Origin of the sequence: Sporosarcina sp. P26b, assembly GCF_002743245.1 — a bacterium.
Classification (GTDB): Bacteria; Bacillota; Bacilli; order Bacillales_A; family Planococcaceae; genus Sporosarcina; species Sporosarcina ureae_C.
Genome location: NZ_PDYW01000006.1, coordinates 158,625 through 174,707, shown reverse-complemented (window position 1 = coordinate 174,707; position 16,083 = coordinate 158,625). Strand labels below are relative to the sequence as shown.

Genomic DNA, 16,083 nt, shown 5'->3' with positions numbered 1-16,083 from the left:
TACGACACTTAGTTGATCGTAAGTGCAAGGCGGCGACTGCCGGAGGATCAGCCCGATCAGGTGAGACAACCAAAGAGAGCAACGCGAACTGGTTGGCTCACCGCGGGCCCATGGGAAAGCGTCCGCCTGGAGCGTCGATCAACGGCTCCCTCCCCCATCCAGGTCTTTCCTTATCAGTTTAACCACAAAAAAAGCCCTCACCCGCTTCGCAGCAGACAAGGACTTGCAGTATTTACTTACCAATCATGCGTACTAAATTCAATAACGGACGATAATTCGCCCCTGCCAGACCAATCAACTCTACAAACAACTCAATCACAATCAGCATAACGAAAATTAGAAGCAACGCGCCCCACACTGTCGCTTGTGAGAACAATACAGCCGCTGCCCCAAATAGAATCGCAATACCATAAATCGTCAGTACAGCTTGTCTATGCGAGAAACCTACACGCAATAAACAATGATGTAAATGCGATTTATCTGCTGCTGTAATAGACTGCTTCATGCGAACTCGTCTAACGATCGCAAAGAATGTGTCTGAGATTGGAACACCTAGCATGATAATTGGAATTACTAGTGATACGACGGCAACGTTCTTAAAGCCGAGTAACGCCAGAACCGAAATCATAAACCCAAGGAAAAGTGATCCGGTATCACCCATGAAGATTTTCGCTGGATGGAAGTTATATAGTAAGAACCCTATCGAACTTGCTGCCAAGATGGAAGCTGTCGCTGCAACGAAAACGTCACCCATTAATAGAGCCATTACCGTAATGGCAATTAGCGCAATAGTGGAGACACCTGCTGCCAAACCATCCAATCCATCGATTAAGTTAACGGCATTTGTGATACCGATAATCCAAATAATCGTGATGGGAATACTTAAATAACCAAAGTCAAGCTGTCCAAGAAACGGCAAGTTGATGAACTCAATTTGTAATCCGCCCCATAGTACAACGACTAACGCAGCTACTAGCTGACCTAACATTTTTGCTTTTGCTGTTATTTCCAGCATATCATCCAAAAAGCCAATCATGACGATCAGTACCGCACCGATTAAGATGCTTACAGCGTGCTCGTCTTTCGGCAATAATATAGCATATCCAATAATAAACGCTCCGAAAATCGCGAGCCCGCCGATTCTAGGCATGATTCTCGCGTGAACTTTACGATAATTGGGACGGTCAACCGCACCGATCCGATACGCGAATTTGATGACTAGCGGTGTTAGTATGATAGCAGCGATAAAAGCTACAGACATTGCAATGAATAACATGTCTTTCCTCCCCAATTAGCATTAAGTACATATCACCTTTTAGTATAACATAATTGTTGCTAGATTTCATTATTTAGTACGCATTACATATCTATTCCCTTACTTGCTTATATACAAACACTACTGAACACTGTCACCATGAGGAATTGTCCATTATATGTCCAATAAAAAGATATAAGTCTATTGTTCTTCTCTTTCTATATATAGATAGTCTTTTGGCGGTCTATTTGGTAAAATAGATAGGAATCTCTCATTCAGATAGAGATTTATAAAGGAGCGTTCAATTCATGTTAAAAATCTTTAAACGTAAAACTGGAACGAGTGAGCGTCAGCTGCGTAAATACCGCAAAATTGTGGAGCAAATTAATTCACTTGAACCTAAATATATTGCTATGTCTGATGAGGATCTAACAGGAATGACAGATCAATTCAAACAACAGTTGGAAGACGGCGCAACCGTCGAGACTATCATGCCAGATGCATTCGCAGTCGTACGTGAAGCATCTAAACGGGTTCTCGGTATGCGTCATTTTGATGTGCAACTAATCGGTGGTGCTGTCTTGACGGAAGGGAATATCGCTGAAATGCCGACGGGCGAAGGTAAAACACTTGTGGCTTCCTTACCTTCATATGTACGCGCACTCGAAGGAAAAGGTGTCCACGTCATTACGGTCAACGATTATTTAGCTAAGCGCGACTATGACCAAATCGGTCAGATCCACCGTTTCCTTGGATTAACTGTTGGCTTGAATGTTCCCATGATGCAAGGGCCAGCCAAACAAGCCGCTTACCAATCAGATATCACATATGGCGTCGGAACGGAATTTGGATTTGACTACCTACGAGACAATATGGTGCAACACCCTTCTCAGAAAGTTCAACGTCCTTATCACTTCGCTATTATTGATGAAGTAGACAGCGTACTCATTGATGAAGCGAAAACACCTTTAATTGTAGCAGGTAAAATGCAAGCGGATGCGGACCTTCACCAAATCGCAGCTCGTCTAGCGAAACGTTTTAAAGTCGAAGAAGATTTCGATTTCGATGATGCAACCAAAGCTACTTCCCTTACAGAACAAGGTATCGAAAAAGTCGAGAAAGCCTTCGGTATCGGCAACTTGTATGACTTGGATCATCAAACACTTTATCACTATGTCATCCAAGCTGTCCGGGCTTTCGTCATCTTCAAGCGAGATGTAGACTATATAGTACGCGATGGCAAAATTGAATTAGTCGATATGTTCACCGGCCGAATCATGGAAGGTAGAACATTATCAGACGGTCTTCATCAAGCGATCGAAGCTAAAGAAGGCGTCGAAATTACGGATGAAAATAAAGCGCAAGCACAAATTACGATCCAAAACTATTTCCGCATGTATCCAAAGCTTTGCGGCATGACAGGTACCGCGAAAACGCAAGATAAGGAATTCCGCGAAGTTTATAATATGGAAGTTATTCAAATTCCAACGAATCGTCCACGTGCTCGAATCGACGCACCGGATTTCGTCTTCAAAACTACAGAAGAAAAGTATAAAGCTGTCGCAAAAGAAGTAGCAGCTCGTCACGCGAAGAGACAACCCGTACTAGTTGGTACTACATCTATTCTCCAATCCGAAGCTGTCGCAAAATATTTACGTGACGAAGGGTTGAAGTTCCACCTATTGAATGCGAAGAGTGTTGAGCAGGAAGTTTCATTGATTTCCGAATCTGGACAAGCAGGTAATATTACGGTCGCTACTAATATGGCAGGACGTGGTACGGATATCGTACTCGGTGAAGGCGTAGAAGAAAATGGCGGACTGTTTGTATTAGGAACAGAAAAGCATGAAAGTCGTCGTGTCGATAATCAGTTGCGGGGTCGTTCAGGTCGTCAAGGTGACCACGGCGAAAGCCAATTCTATCTTTCATTGGAAGACGAAATGTATATGCGCTTCTCTCCGGAAGAGCTCGAGAAGTTCTTGACGAAAGTTCGTGTCGATGAAGATGGAAAAGTACTGAACCCTGAAGTCCACGAACTGACGGAACGAACTCAACGGATTGTTGAAGGCGCACATTTCTCCATGCGAGAATACAATCTAAAGCTAGATGACGTTATCAACGATCAGCGCGAAGTCATCTATTCATTACGCAATCGCATACTTGAAGGTAACGATATTTTCGGCAAACTGAAATCGATGTTGTCAGAAACTGTTGAATTCGCCGTTCTCGACAGCTGTCCAGATAATGAAATCGCCGATAATTGGGATTTCGAACGGATCGAACGTACAATGAATGCATTATTACTAACACCTGTCGAGCTTCCATCTTCATTAGATAGAACAGCAGATATCATGAAAGAATACGATGAAGGAATGGCAGAGTTGTTTGCATTTATCGACACTTTCACTGATAATGAACAAGTGAGTCAACTATTACCACAAGTCATGTTGAGCTATCTCGACACGATGTGGGTCAAGCATTTAGAAGTCATGACACGCCTAAAAGAAGGAATTGGATTGCGTTCGTACGGACAGGAAGATCCTATGCGTATTTACCAGCGTGAAGGCTTGCAGTTATTTGCCAAGCACTATCAACGCCTGCGCCGGGATATTGCGTCCGAAATTATCGCATTCATGAAGCAACTTAATACACAACAACAGGAGGTTTCCCAATGAAACTCTTCAATCGGTTTAAAAAGACAGAGAAAACTGGATTAGATAGTACAGTAGCATCCGAAGAAATTCTTGAGAACGGCCAGGCTGGATCAGGTAATGAGGATATCGAAACAGAATTATCCCTTCATTCACAATGGACTTTAACGCAGGAGCAGGAATATGTTTTCCGCTTCCTAGCAAATGAACTAGAACCATTAAAACCAAACCAGATTTCCTTATCAGGTATTGATATCGATTTAGAACCTGCAAACGACAGCTGGTTAGTCAAAGCATTCTTCCGCTCTTCACTTGATCAAGCGATCACTGTAGGAGAAATCGAGTTATTATTACTCGATGAAGAAGGCAACACAGCAGCTTCTGCAGAATTTGATTTGAATGAATTAGGCGAAATTCCAGCGCGCAGTGCACGTCCATGGGTATTCGTTTTCGAAAAGAAAGATCAATTGACAGAAGAAATTCCGGCAACAAACTGGAAGCTAGCATTCAACGTTCACTCCATGATGCCACACCAATTGGAACTTGCACCATCATGGGAAGAGCAATTGCCAACTGAACAGAAAGAAGCTTTGGCTGAAGTAGTCAACGGTCTTCCGAAGTTAAAGCCTCGCGAAGTGAATATCGCTGGTTTCCAAATCCAATCACAAGACGACGATACGATCGCTGCATCTGTATTCGTACGTAACGGTCACTCCAAGCAAATCAATATCGAAAAGCTGCCACTTGAGTTGATCGATGCAACAGGAGATTTGGTTGCTCGTGGAACATTCGACCTTAATCCTCCACTATCTGTGAAGGCGAACAGCACGACTCCTTGGACATTCATCTATCCAAAGGAATTGATAAAGAAAGACGAACCGGATTTCTCTCGATGGACAATCCGCGTTCCGCAAGACGCAACTAATTAACACTCGCCGTATAGAAGTGGGTCTTCCCCTCTCCTATACGGCTTTTTTTGCGCAAAAAAATCGATTTCCCAATGAAGGAAAATCGATGTCTCTTCTATTAAATACCCGCAACCCGCTTTGCACCCATATAGCGTTTACCCCAATAAGAATCATTTACTCGATCTACGCGCACACCTTTAGATGTAGAAGCATGTGCGAACTTGCCGTTACCTACGTAGATTCCTACGTGAGAAACTCCACGGCCCGTCGTGTTAAAGAATACTAAATCGCCATTACGTAGGCTCGCTTTCTTTACTGTGCGTCCTGATGCATACATATCTCGAGAAGTACGCGCTACTTTCAAGCCATTTTGTTTGAATACGTAGCCAACATAACCCGAGCAGTCGAATCCAGCTCTTGTTGTTCCGCCGTAGCGATATTTGATGCCTGTTAAACTAGTTGCTGTTTTAGTGATGCTTGTCGTTTTCCCAGCCGCTTCTGCCTGTCCTGTAAATGGTGAGACAAACAGTAGTGTAGAAAGTGCTAGGACTGATAGTACTTTTTGCAATAGATTCATATGTTCCTCCGATGACAGTATGTATTTTTGCTAGCTTGGTTGTTTCTGTTATATTTACTTTAGCATTTAATAATCTATTGTTTTGTTACAGTCATGTAACAGGATTGTTTCAAATTCAGATAATTTGTTACGTTTGAAATATTTATGACTGATTCTGACAGCTTGTAGGTGTTGTTGGGTCGTGGCTCGACATTGACTTGTCCATTGAAATTAGTGAGGGTCATGCTTTGGACCCGCGCAGGCACGTGGGGGATTGCCTCCAGCCATGAGCCAACTAGCGGTGGAGCTTTGCTAGTTGTCTCATGGCCACGGCCTACCCCGCAGTTGTGCCTGCGCTACTAAGTGCTTATCAAGTTTGTTTGTGGTTTATAGGAGATCAAACCAGTGACTGGGTGGGGCAATTCTTCGGTCTTAGTAAAGTCATTAGGAGATAGAATGGATCGTGGCTCGACATTGGCTTGTTCATTGAAAGTAGTGAAGGTCATGCTTTGGACTCGCGCAGGCACGTGGGGGATTGCCTACAGCCATGAGCCAGCTGGCGGTGGAGCTTTTGCCAGTTGTCTCATGGCCACGGCCTACCCCGCAGTTGTGCCTACGCTACTGAGTACTTACCAATTTAGATTGTGGTTTATAGTAGTTAAAACCAGTGACTGGGTAGTACTAGTTCCTATTCTTGCAAAACCAGTACCAGAACTGCCCTACACCTTATCCAACGCAGGCGGCTACCAGTGGTAGGCGTAGTAATGAGACAGCCAGGCGCACTTCCTGTCTGGCTCATTGCGGAAGCCATCCACCACCGCCGAAGTGGCGCCAATCCCCGCCCCACTCACATTGCCAGTCAAACCACTACCTACCGCCACTTCCTACTAACCCTGCCCAAACAAAAAAGGCCATCTCAGAAGTCGTCTTGCAACTTCGAGATAGCCTTAATAGGAAACTTTACTACTCAATCAATCTGTAAATCCGTGATCACTACCACATCGTCATGGCGCAACAACTTCGTAATCGGCCACTCCGCTGTTACTTCGCCTGCTTTCAACTTCTCCATAGCCGCACGTTTTTTCTCACCAAACGCGATCATGATCAGCTTCTTCGAATTCGTAATGGATGAAATACCCATCGTTAATGCGATATTCGGGATTTTGTCGTCATTTTCGAAATACTGACTGTTTACACCAAGCGTCGAATCCGTCAATGTCGCAACATGCGTCACAGAATCAAACGGAGTTCCTGGTTCATTGAATGCGATATGACCGTTCTCCCCTACTCCGAGAAGCTGAATATCTAATGGGTGGGCGTTTAATTGATTTTCATACTCTTTACACTCTTCATCCAAATCTTCTGCCATACCGTTTGGAATATGCGTCTCCTTGAACGGCTTTTTGCTGAATAAATGCTCGTTCATAAAGTATGCATAGCTATTTGGGTTGTCAGCTGCGATGCCAACGTATTCATCTAAGTTAAACGCTGTTACGTTTGAAAAGTCTAGCGTTGAATTTGTCCATTCATTATAGACCGGGATCATGGTGCTGCCTGTAGCTAATCCAAGCACATGCAATCTATTATTTTGAAGTTCTTCAGAAATCAATGTAAATACTTTCTTCGCGCCTTCTTCAGGACTTTCAACTTTAATCCAATTAATGTTTTCCATTTCTCACACCGGCTTCCTAGGTTTTACCTTATTATATTGTAATTACAATTTAACATATGGTCAACAATAAATACCTTTTTACTTACGTAGCATTCCCTGTTGGGCTCAATGTTACACCTTTACATCCCTATGCAACTGACGAACTATTCCGTTAGTTGCTTCATGACAATTCGAATCACAAAAACAGTGAAATGTGTATGTCAAATACATGTTAAGTGATTGAACACATTGTGAACTTTAAATCTTTTTTCCTATTCATAGGGATTTCCCTAATTCTTTATTCCTTCTCTAGGATTATTATTAAAGTACGAATTAATTTAAGACAAGGAGGTGGCTATATTGAGCAAGAAAAAAGTATCTTCTACAAATCCACCAAAAGAAGAGGCAAATTTAAAGGGTACCTTAATCATGGTTTTAATCTTAGGTATCATTATTCTTGTCATGTGGTTTGGCGCTTACGGTTTATTCATATCCAGATAATAACTAGCACTTAAGGAGGAAACACTATGCACTTGCATAAGTATGAAAAAGTATGGCTTGTATTCGGTCTCGCATCATTGTTATTATTCTTACTCATTATCGGCTTTGCAGCGTTCTGGAAAGGAACCCATCCACAAAGTCACATTGAAACGATCGATCCACAAAATGTCGAAGCTAACGAATCATTCCAACCCGAGAATCTTGGTTTGACAGAAGTTGCTGACGGTAAATATGTTGTGAATATCGTCGCTTCCGCATTTAACTACGACTTCGGTAAAGAAGAAGACGGAACAGCTACTAAGACGATCCGCGTACCAAAAGGTTCCACTGTGCTATTCCAAGTAACAAGTAAAGACGTTGTCCACGGATTCCAAGTGGCGGGCACAAACGTTAATATGATGGTCGAGCCAGGACATATCAGTCGCTACGAATCGGTTATGAAAAATGGCGGCGAATTCACGGTCGTCTGTAACGAATATTGCGGCATCGGACACCATCTGATGTTCGGCACAGTGGAGGTGTACTAAACCATGCAGATATTTAATTTCTCGAAAAAAGAGTCCAGATTGTATATGGCTTTCATGCACGTCACGTTCATATCCCTTTTAGTCGGTGGATTAATGGGACTACTTCAGACATTAGTTCGCTCAGGTAAATACACATTACCGTTCAATATCGATTATTACACAATTTTAACAACGCACGGCGTCATTCTAGGGTTAGTTTTAACAACATTCTTCATCGTCGGTTTCCAGTTTTCTCTTATGGGAAAAACAGTCGGGATCTCTGACAAACAATTAATGTGGGGCTGGATTTCATTCTGGGTCATGTTAGTTGGTACTGTATTATCTGCTTGGATGATCTTAACTGGTCAAGCTTCTGTGTTGTATACATTCTATACACCACTTCGTGCACACCCTATTTTCTACATTGGTCTGACTTTAGTTATAGTAGGAAGCTGGATTGCTGCGTTCACGAACTTCCGTCAATTATATGTATGGAAGAAAGCGCATAAAGGTGAAAAGTCTCCTTTACTTGCATTCATGGTCGTTATTAACATGATTATGTGGTTCGTTGCGACGCTTGGTGTAGCGTACTCAGTTATTGTATTGATTTTACCTTGGTCTCTAGGTTATGTAGCAACAGTCAACGTATTATTGACACGTACATTATTCTGGTATTTCGGTCATCCGCTAGTTTATTTCTGGTTATTGCCTGCTTATATGGCTTGGTACGCAATTATCCCGAAAATCATCGGCGGAAAGCTATTTAGTGATTCACTTGCAAGACTTGCCTTCATTCTATTGTTGATGTTTTCGATTCCGGTCGGATTCCACCACCAATTGACTGAACCAGGTATTGATCCAACTTGGAAGTTCATTCAAGTAGTCTTAACATTCATGGTTGTCATCCCTTCATTGATGACTGCATTCTCTTTATTCGCTACTTTTGAAATCACAGGCAGAAGAAAAGGTCATAAATCCTTATTCGGCTGGTTCAAAAAGCTTCCTTGGAAAGATGTTCGTTTCTTAGCACCATTCGTTGGTATGGTAGCATTCATCCCAGGTGGAGCAGGCGGTATCATTAACGCTTCTCACCAAGTAAACTCTCTTGTACACAACACGATTTGGATTACAGGTCACTTCCATTTAACAGTGGCAACAACAGTTATCCTGACGTTCTTTGGTATTGCTTATTGGTTGATTCCTCACTTGACAGGTCGCCGCTTGACTCCTAGCTTGAATAAACTAGGAATTATCCAGACATTCATTTGGGTAATCGGTATGACGATCATGTCAGGATCTATGCATATTCAAGGCTTAATCGGCGGACCACGTCGTTCAGCGTTCTCTGAGTACGCAGGTGGAGATCAAGTTGCAACATGGATTAGTTATCAAATGTGGCAAGCTGTCGGTGGAACGATTCTATTCATCGGTATCCTGTTAATGTTCTACATCTTCATTCAGTTAGCATTCTTCGCGCCACGTGGTTATGAAGAATACCCTATCGCTGAAGAAGAAATAGATGCAGAAAAGACACCAAAGATTTTGGAAAACTGGTATTTGTGGATTGGTATTACGATCGCATTGATTCTATTCGCGTATACGATACCGATGATCGATATCATTAAGCACTCTCCTCCTGGATCCATTCCATTTGACTGGCCAATCGGACGTTCTTAAACAACAGAAAAGCCCTGAAAAATCCGGATAGTCGCGGATTTTTCATGGGCTTTTTTTATAAACTGCTTAGAACTTCAATTAGACAGTAACAGTTCTATTATACTATAAATGTATAATGAAACCATTTTTTGTAGTACTTACATATATAATAAATCTATCAATCTATTGAACATTTATCGTAAAAATAAGTCTAAAGATACGTTTAATATCCAGAAGAGTATTGTATGATAGGTTTATAGGATTAATAACGAAATGATACTCAGCAGTACAAAGTACCAAATCTATTATACTAAAAGGAGATACGCCGAAATGAAGAAAATTGCCCTAGCCGCGATCGCCTCTCTTATGCTTGCAACAAGCATATCGGTCGGTAGCGTTGCTGCTGCATCAAAAACGCATATCGTGCAATCAGGAGAAACTCTTTACAAGATTTCCAATCAGTACAAGATTACGGTAACTGAACTAAAACGTCTGAATTCTCTCACTTCTAATGATATCAAAGTTAAACAGAAACTAATAGTAGAAAATAAAGTAAATTCATCAAAAGCTGTTTCTTCTACTAATTCATTACATGGTTCCCTATCATCAATCAAACCTGTAATTCAACCAAGCGCCCCTGTGGTTAAGCCAAACTTACCTGTAGTTAAGCCTAGCTTACCTGCTACTAACCAGGCACTCGGCAAAAAATTAGTAGATCTTACGCAACCGTTACTAGGAACTCCTTATGTATGGGCAGGCGTTACTCCAGCAGGATTCGATTGCAGCGGGTTCATCTATTATGCATTCAACCAAGCAGGCGTGAAAGTACCAAGACAAGATACAATCGGTTTCTTTAACCGTTCAGTATTCATCAAAGATCCGGTTGTTGGCGATTTATTATTCTTTGAAAATACATATCGACCAGGTATCTCACATATCGGTATTTATCTTGGAGACAATAAGTTCATTCATGCGGGTACGAAAGAAATTGAAATCGCTTCACTAGATTCTTCTTATTGGAGCTCACACTTCATGGGCTTTAAACGCTTTATAGATGTGAAATAATCAATGAAAAACGGGTTGTCCTGTAAGTCATAATGACTTGTAGGACAACCCGTTTTTGTTGTTTAATTATCGTGCAGAATATCCGCCATCAATTACTAGTTCTGCGCCCGTAATATAAGACGCTTCATCTGATGCCAAGAATAGTACTGCATTCCCCACATCTTCCGGTTGACCCAAACGTTGCAATGGAGTCATTTTAATCAACATGTCCAACTGTGCTTTAGAATCTTCAAGATTCGCAACCATTGGTGTTTGGATAACTCCTGGGAATACTGTGTTCACACGGATACCTGCATGTCCATATTCCGCTGCCGCCGCTTTAGAGATCGCACGTACTGCACCTTTAGAAGCAGAGTATGGATTCAAGCCCATACCGATTAAAGCTGTATATGAAGAAATATTAACGATTGAACCTTTTTTCGCTTCTGTCATATATTTCGACGCATGCTTCATACCTAAGAATGTACCGAAGCTGTTGATATCTGAAAGTCTGCGCCAATCTTCAATCGTGATCTGATCCACAGTTTTTTCAGTTGAGATACCAGCATTATTCACAAGAATATCAATTTTGCCGAAGTGATCGACTGCTTTTTTCATTGCGTCTTCCCACTCTGCATCTTCAGTTACATTCAATTTGATAGTGAAAATATTGTCCTGACCGCCCCACTTTTCTTCGAGCGCTGCTGTATTGATGTCAGCTGCAATTACTTTGGCACCTTCTGTCGTGAATTGCTTTACCATCATTTCACCCATACCGGATGCTCCACCTGTAATGAATGCTACTTTGTCTTGTAATCTGCCCATACTATATCTCTCCTTTATTGTTGTTACTATTATATAGTTTAACATTAAACTATATTCTGTTCAATTATTCGGATTGCCAATATCTTCATCTGACGTTGGTTGTTTCTAACGCTTTCACTTTATGCACACCTTGTATAGGCCCTATGCATACCGTATAATAGAAGATGTATATATACTCTACAAATGGAAGAAGTGAACAATTATGTTCAAAGATCAACGTTATCTTAATTATAATGCAGCGGGCTTCCGGCAGGATCTAATTGCAGGGATTACTGTTGGAATTGTAGCCATTCCGCTTGGGATGGCTTTTGCTATTGCTTCCGGTGTAAAACCTGAATACGGACTGTATACTACGATCATCGCAGGTCTTCTAGTCGCCTTGTTAGGTGGTTCACGTTACCAAATTGCAGGTCCTACAGGTGCATTCATTCCTATATTACTAGCTATCGTACTGCAATATGGTTATGAAGATCTTTTGATTGCTGGATTTCTCGCTGGTATTCTCCTCGTCATCATGAGCTTTCTCGGTGTCAGTAATCTCATTCATTTCGTTCCGCGATCAGTGACGATAGGATTCACCGCTGGGATAGCAGTCATTATATTCACTGGCCAATTCCAAAACTTCTTTGGATTAACAGGTGTTGAGAAAAAAGAGTTCTTCCATGAAAGCATGATGGAAATCGCTCATAATTTTCATACCATCAACACATTTAGCATCTTGACTGCCGTAATTGGTTTGGTCGTCATCTTCACTTTACCGAGGATTGCTCCTAAGGTTCCATTGTTACTCATTGCGTTGCTGGTTCCTACGATCTGCTCGATATGGTTCTTCCCAGGTAAGGTGGAAACAATCGGTACAGCATACGGCGGCATTCCGCAACATTTGCCTAGTTTTCATTTTCCCGAGATTACATTTACTAAACTGGTCAATCTATGGCAACCCGCTTTAATCATTGCTGCACTCGGTGCGATTGAGTCCTTGCTCTCCGCAGTCGTTGCAGATGGAATGAAAAGCAAAGTTCCTAAGCATGATTCCAAGAAAGAATTATTCGGCCAAGGGATCGCGAATATTATTACGCCGTTATTCGGTGGAATCCCAGCTACAGGTGCTATCGCTCGTACCGCCACAAATATCGGTTCAGGAGCAGTCAGTCCGATATCAGGCGTCGTACAAAGTTTATTTGTATTAGCGTTCTTATTACTATTTGCACCTTACGCATCTTATATACCGCTAGCCGCCATGGCACCGATTTTGATGTTTGTCGCATGGAATATGAGTTCACGTAAAGCATTCGTCCAGATCGCTTCGTTACGCTCAGGAGATTCAATTGTGTTACTGACAACTTTCTTGTTGACGATATTCGTGAATCTAACAATCGCAGTCGAAGTCGGAATCTTACTCGCCGCCTTGTCGTTCTTACGCAAGATGAGTGGTTCGTTGGATATTAAAAAGAGTAAACTGACCGACGTCGAAAAGTTCAAGTTGTCTACAGAAAATGAATCCGAGCTGATCAAATTCAAAATCTCGGGTCCCCTGTTCTTCGGTACAGCGAAACATTTCGAAGATCGATATCCTGAACTATTGAATCTTGAGCAGAAGACGATCATTTTAGACATGAAAAATCTAACAGCCATTGACGCAACAGGCGAAGCAGCCCTTTCTGCCATGCTCGACGAAGCGAAACGACAGAAAAAGCGACTAATCTTCAAAAGAGTGCCTCCAGAGAAAGTCAGCCTGTTCAAACGAAGTGGCTTGTATGAAAAGATCGGTGAAGATAACTTCTTTATGCTGTAAATCATTTCATTGGGTTCGTCGCTCGAGTCAGTTTTGGCATCGAAAATAGTGCGTATCTGCTTTCTGGACCCGCATAAGCATGTGCAAGAACCATAATTCTATGCCGATTTTTACGGAAACACAAGCCAAAAACCACAAAAAAGCTTCCACTCAACTTACTGAGCGGAAGCTTTTTTCTGTCATTACAATTTCCATTTAAATCGAGCATAGCTTGCAAGCAATAGGAAGTTGACTGCGGCACTAATTACCGTACCGTAGGCAATCGCCTGTGCGCCGATCTGATCGACGAATGCATAGATGATCCCGATATTAATACCAAACACACTAATCAAACTAAAGATAATCGGCATAATGGAGTTACCCTTTGCATAGTAGAAACGAGTGATGTACGTATTGGCCGCCAAGAAGAACATCGACAAAGCAAATACTTTAAACACCGGCACCGTTAGCATGATGGATTTTTCATCGAAGCCGAATACCAACTTGATCAACGGCTCAGCAAAGATGTAGCAGAACACGGTAGTAGGTACTAACAGCACGACCATGTACAGCATACCTTTTTTGTAGAGCTTCTTAATCATACCCGTATCCCCTTCGCCTTCTTTCTTTGCGAGCATGGGATAGATGACTGTTGTAACAGCCGTCATAAGGATTGCTTGTGGGAAGCCTGTTAATTTGGATGCATAGTTAATGGACGAAATCGCACCTTCGCCCAGTCCACCTGCCGCGATCCGATGAATGACGAAATAGAACTGCAGTGACGCGCCACCAAATAAAATCGGTAATGCCAGCCACCACATTCTCTTAATATCCGTTGGCATGCCGAATGAAGGCTTCAGTGAAGACAGGTCTGCACGTTTGATTCCCCAGTAAAGGAATAAACCCATCAAAACGGCACTCACCATCGCTCCCACACCGTACGATTCAGGCCCAAGCCATTTCGTCAAGGCAAAACCTATACCGACGAATGTCGCGTTATACAATAAGATCGCTAAACTCGACAACTGAAAGCGATCATTGATGTTCAATAATCCGCTCATCCAAGTAGACATGACCAGTACGATGGAAGATGGCATCATCCAGAGGAAAAGATTCCGTACCAATGTATAGTCTTCTTCACTTAATTCTTTGAAGAACAGATGCAAAATCGGATTCGTTAATGCGATAATAACTACCGTGACGAGCGTTGCGCTTAACACAACCGTCGTAAACGCCTTGCGGACAAATAACGGCTTGTCCATCTTAGAGGAATGATAAACTGATATAAATGCAGTCGTCAATGCTCCACCTAGCACTAGATAAATAAAGTTCGGAATAGTATAGGCTGTCGCAATGGCGTCCGCCACTGTAGACGTACCATACTGTCTGCCGATGACGACTTCTCGACCGAAACCGAATAGTCTTGCCACAATATTGATAATGGCAACCCCACCGATGATCTTGAATAATTTACTCATTTGGAAGGACCCTTTCCATTCTGTTCATAGATATCGTTCAACCTTTTGACGATTACTTTTGAAGAATGTTGCTGAATCACTTGTTGCGTAACTTCATGCTGCTCTCTTGTCACTTCATTCGCAAGTGCTTCTTCGAGTCCAGCAGCTAAAGCTTGTGCATTATGCGGTTCAACGAGAGTTCCCACATCATCTTTCAATAAATAAGGAAGACCGCCAACATTTGTTGCGACGACTTTGGCTCCTGACGCAAGAGCTTCGAGTGCTACCAATCCAAAACCTTCATGATAGGACGGTAGAACAAGTATATCTGCAGCTGACATCCATTTCGCCAGCTCGGTTTGACTCACTGGTTCTTTAAAACGGATATCCGCATTATTAATAACTTTATTCTTCACTTCCGTCGCGAAGCGCTGATCCTTTTGTGAACCTACTATATATAGAAGGAGATCATTCTTTGTTTCTTGTAATTTCTCAAATGCATCTATTAATTCCACGACACCCTTCGCTTCGATGACGTTCCCAACAAACAGTATTACACGTTCATTCAATGGTACATCTAATAGAAGACGAACTTCTTCCTGACCCATCGGTTTAAAAATACTCGTATCGACACCCATGCTCATGACTTCCACTTTATCCGGTGAAATGCCATAGTCATTGATCACGTCACTTCGCAACTTCTCCCCTACTGTAATAACGGCTGAGGATTCTTGTAAAATACGTTTAGTAAAACTCGCGATTCTCGTACTCTTCTTAGCCATTTTATCTAGATCTCCACCATGAACTGTGACAACATAAGGTATTTTACATAATTTCTTTGCGATTAATGAAACCATTCCAGTCGGAAACGCGTAATGTGCATGCGTGATATTAATCGTGCGTTTATGTTGCATTACATATAGAAGGGATCGCATTCCCCATGATAGATAGTTGATTACTTTCCCGATCTTTCCTTTACCCGGATCATGAATGGCGATGACTTTAACATCTACTCCATTACTTTTTAATTGTTCCACTTGGTTTTTAACAAATATTCCATAGGTAGGATGCTCTGCGGAAGGATACATATTGCTGAATACTGCTACTTTAGTCACTCATAACTCATCCTTTATTACTTACTGTCATATACAAGTTAGTTTTTTTATACGTTGATGATTATACCACATACCACACGAGTATATTGTCGCAACGTTCATAAACTGACTATTTTATTTATTCTGATCAATAAGTTACCTTACTAGGCGTTTGTACTAACATTTCATTCATATGTCGACGTGT

The 16,083-nt window shown here is 41.9% G+C and carries 15 protein-coding genes; 9 read left to right on the top strand and 6 right to left on the bottom strand.

Annotation, left to right across the window (positions count from 1 at the left end):
- Positions 1 to 232: 232 nt before the first annotated feature.
- Positions 233 to 1,276, bottom strand: a complete 1,044-nt coding sequence (locus tag CSV69_RS08530) for a glycosyltransferase family 4 protein (RefSeq protein WP_085428357.1) — start codon at positions 1,274 to 1,276, stop codon at positions 233 to 235.
- A 287-nt stretch (positions 1,277 to 1,563) separates the two neighbouring features.
- On the opposite strand from CSV69_RS08530, the gene secA2 reads away from it, so the two are divergent.
- Positions 1,564 to 3,930, top strand: a complete 2,367-nt coding sequence (gene secA2 / locus CSV69_RS08525) for an accessory Sec system translocase SecA2 (RefSeq protein ID WP_085428356.1) — start codon at positions 1,564 to 1,566, stop codon at positions 3,928 to 3,930.
- Positions 3,927 to 4,835 (top strand): accessory Sec system S-layer assembly protein, encoded by a 909-nt coding sequence (locus CSV69_RS08520; RefSeq protein ID WP_099693181.1) that lies wholly within the window; start codon positions 3,927 to 3,929, stop codon positions 4,833 to 4,835. Before secA2 ends, CSV69_RS08520 begins: the two co-directional genes overlap by 4 nt.
- Before the next feature lie 97 nt (positions 4,836 to 4,932).
- Here CSV69_RS08520 and CSV69_RS08515 read toward each other — a convergent pair whose 3' ends face one another.
- Positions 4,933 to 5,391: a C40 family peptidase gene (locus CSV69_RS08515; protein ID WP_099625755.1), complete on the bottom strand. Its 459-nt coding sequence runs from the start codon at positions 5,389 to 5,391 to the stop codon at positions 4,933 to 4,935.
- 204 nt (positions 5,392 to 5,595) lie between these two features.
- Between CSV69_RS08515 and CSV69_RS17150 the strand changes: the two genes are divergently transcribed.
- On the top strand, positions 5,596 to 5,733 hold the full coding sequence (locus CSV69_RS17150; RefSeq protein WP_233192354.1) for a hypothetical protein: 138 nt from the start codon (positions 5,596 to 5,598) through the stop codon (positions 5,731 to 5,733).
- Between the two features lie 42 nt (positions 5,734 to 5,775).
- A complete protein-coding gene (locus CSV69_RS08510) occupies positions 5,776 to 6,126 on the top strand; it encodes a hypothetical protein (RefSeq protein ID WP_099693180.1) in 351 nt (116 codons plus the stop codon).
- A gap of 211 nt (positions 6,127 to 6,337) precedes the next feature.
- On the opposite strand, the gene CSV69_RS08505 is transcribed toward CSV69_RS08510, so the two are convergent.
- Complete coding sequence (locus CSV69_RS08505) at positions 6,338 to 7,042, bottom strand: glucosamine-6-phosphate deaminase (protein ID WP_099693179.1); 705 nt, start codon at positions 7,040 to 7,042, stop codon at positions 6,338 to 6,340.
- 339 nt (positions 7,043 to 7,381) lie between these two features.
- Between CSV69_RS08505 and CSV69_RS17145 the strand changes: the two genes are divergently transcribed.
- From CSV69_RS17145 to CSV69_RS08485, 4 genes are all read left to right on the top strand, one after another.
- A complete protein-coding gene (locus CSV69_RS17145) occupies positions 7,382 to 7,522 on the top strand; it encodes a cytochrome c oxidase subunit 2A (RefSeq protein WP_232319539.1) in 141 nt (46 codons plus the stop codon).
- Between the two features lie 26 nt (positions 7,523 to 7,548).
- The gene (locus CSV69_RS08495; protein ID WP_085428352.1) at positions 7,549 to 8,049 is read left to right on the top strand and encodes a cytochrome c oxidase subunit II; all 501 of its coding nucleotides are present in this window, start codon (positions 7,549 to 7,551) and stop codon (positions 8,047 to 8,049) included.
- 3 nt (positions 8,050 to 8,052) lie between these two features.
- Positions 8,053 to 9,705, top strand: a complete 1,653-nt coding sequence (locus CSV69_RS08490) for a b(o/a)3-type cytochrome-c oxidase subunit 1 (protein ID WP_099625918.1) — start codon at positions 8,053 to 8,055, stop codon at positions 9,703 to 9,705.
- Positions 9,706 to 10,014: 309 nt separating this feature from the next.
- Positions 10,015 to 10,749, top strand: a complete 735-nt coding sequence (locus CSV69_RS08485; RefSeq protein WP_158232640.1) for a C40 family peptidase — start codon at positions 10,015 to 10,017, stop codon at positions 10,747 to 10,749.
- Positions 10,750 to 10,815: 66 nt separating this feature from the next.
- On the opposite strand, the gene CSV69_RS08480 is transcribed toward CSV69_RS08485, so the two are convergent.
- Positions 10,816 to 11,553, bottom strand: coding sequence for an SDR family NAD(P)-dependent oxidoreductase (locus CSV69_RS08480; RefSeq protein WP_085428349.1), 738 nt, complete (start codon positions 11,551 to 11,553; stop codon positions 10,816 to 10,818).
- Between the two features lie 202 nt (positions 11,554 to 11,755).
- Here CSV69_RS08480 and CSV69_RS08475 point away from each other — a divergent pair, with 202 nt between their 5' ends.
- Positions 11,756 to 13,348 carry a SulP family inorganic anion transporter gene (locus tag CSV69_RS08475; protein ID WP_099693178.1) on the top strand — a complete coding sequence of 531 codons (1,593 nt, stop codon included), beginning with the start codon at positions 11,756 to 11,758 and terminating at the stop codon, positions 13,346 to 13,348.
- A gap of 182 nt (positions 13,349 to 13,530) precedes the next feature.
- Here the strand turns inward: CSV69_RS08475 and murJ are convergent, their stop codons facing one another.
- Positions 13,531 to 14,805 carry a murein biosynthesis integral membrane protein MurJ gene (gene murJ / locus CSV69_RS08470; RefSeq protein WP_099693177.1) on the bottom strand — a complete coding sequence of 425 codons (1,275 nt, stop codon included), beginning with the start codon at positions 14,803 to 14,805 and terminating at the stop codon, positions 13,531 to 13,533.
- The gene (locus CSV69_RS08465) at positions 14,802 to 15,899 is read right to left on the bottom strand and encodes a glycosyltransferase (protein ID WP_099625922.1); all 1,098 of its coding nucleotides are present in this window, start codon (positions 15,897 to 15,899) and stop codon (positions 14,802 to 14,804) included. Before CSV69_RS08465 ends, murJ begins: the two co-directional genes overlap by 4 nt.
- Between the last annotated feature and the right edge of the window lie 184 nt (positions 15,900 to 16,083).

Coding starts and splice junctions, on each gene's coding strand:
- CSV69_RS08520 (WP_099693181.1), top strand. CDS start 3,927: ATGAAACTCTTCAATCGGTTTAAAAAGACAGAGAAAACTGGATTAGAT.
- CSV69_RS08475 (WP_099693178.1), top strand. CDS start 11,756: ATGTTCAAAGATCAACGTTATCTTAATTATAATGCAGCGGGCTTCCGG.
- CSV69_RS08515 (WP_099625755.1), bottom strand. CDS start 5,391: ATGAATCTATTGCAAAAAGTACTATCAGTCCTAGCACTTTCTACACTA.
- CSV69_RS08485 (WP_158232640.1), top strand. CDS start 10,015: ATGAAGAAAATTGCCCTAGCCGCGATCGCCTCTCTTATGCTTGCAACA.
- secA2 (WP_085428356.1), top strand. CDS start 1,564: ATGTTAAAAATCTTTAAACGTAAAACTGGAACGAGTGAGCGTCAGCTG.
- CSV69_RS08495 (WP_085428352.1), top strand. CDS start 7,549: ATGCACTTGCATAAGTATGAAAAAGTATGGCTTGTATTCGGTCTCGCA.
- CSV69_RS08505 (WP_099693179.1), bottom strand. CDS start 7,042: ATGGAAAACATTAATTGGATTAAAGTTGAAAGTCCTGAAGAAGGCGCG.
- CSV69_RS08480 (WP_085428349.1), bottom strand. CDS start 11,553: ATGGGCAGATTACAAGACAAAGTAGCATTCATTACAGGTGGAGCATCC.
- murJ (WP_099693177.1), bottom strand. CDS start 14,805: ATGAGTAAATTATTCAAGATCATCGGTGGGGTTGCCATTATCAATATT.
- CSV69_RS08530 (WP_085428357.1), bottom strand. CDS start 1,276: ATGTTATTCATTGCAATGTCTGTAGCTTTTATCGCTGCTATCATACTA.
- CSV69_RS08490 (WP_099625918.1), top strand. CDS start 8,053: ATGCAGATATTTAATTTCTCGAAAAAAGAGTCCAGATTGTATATGGCT.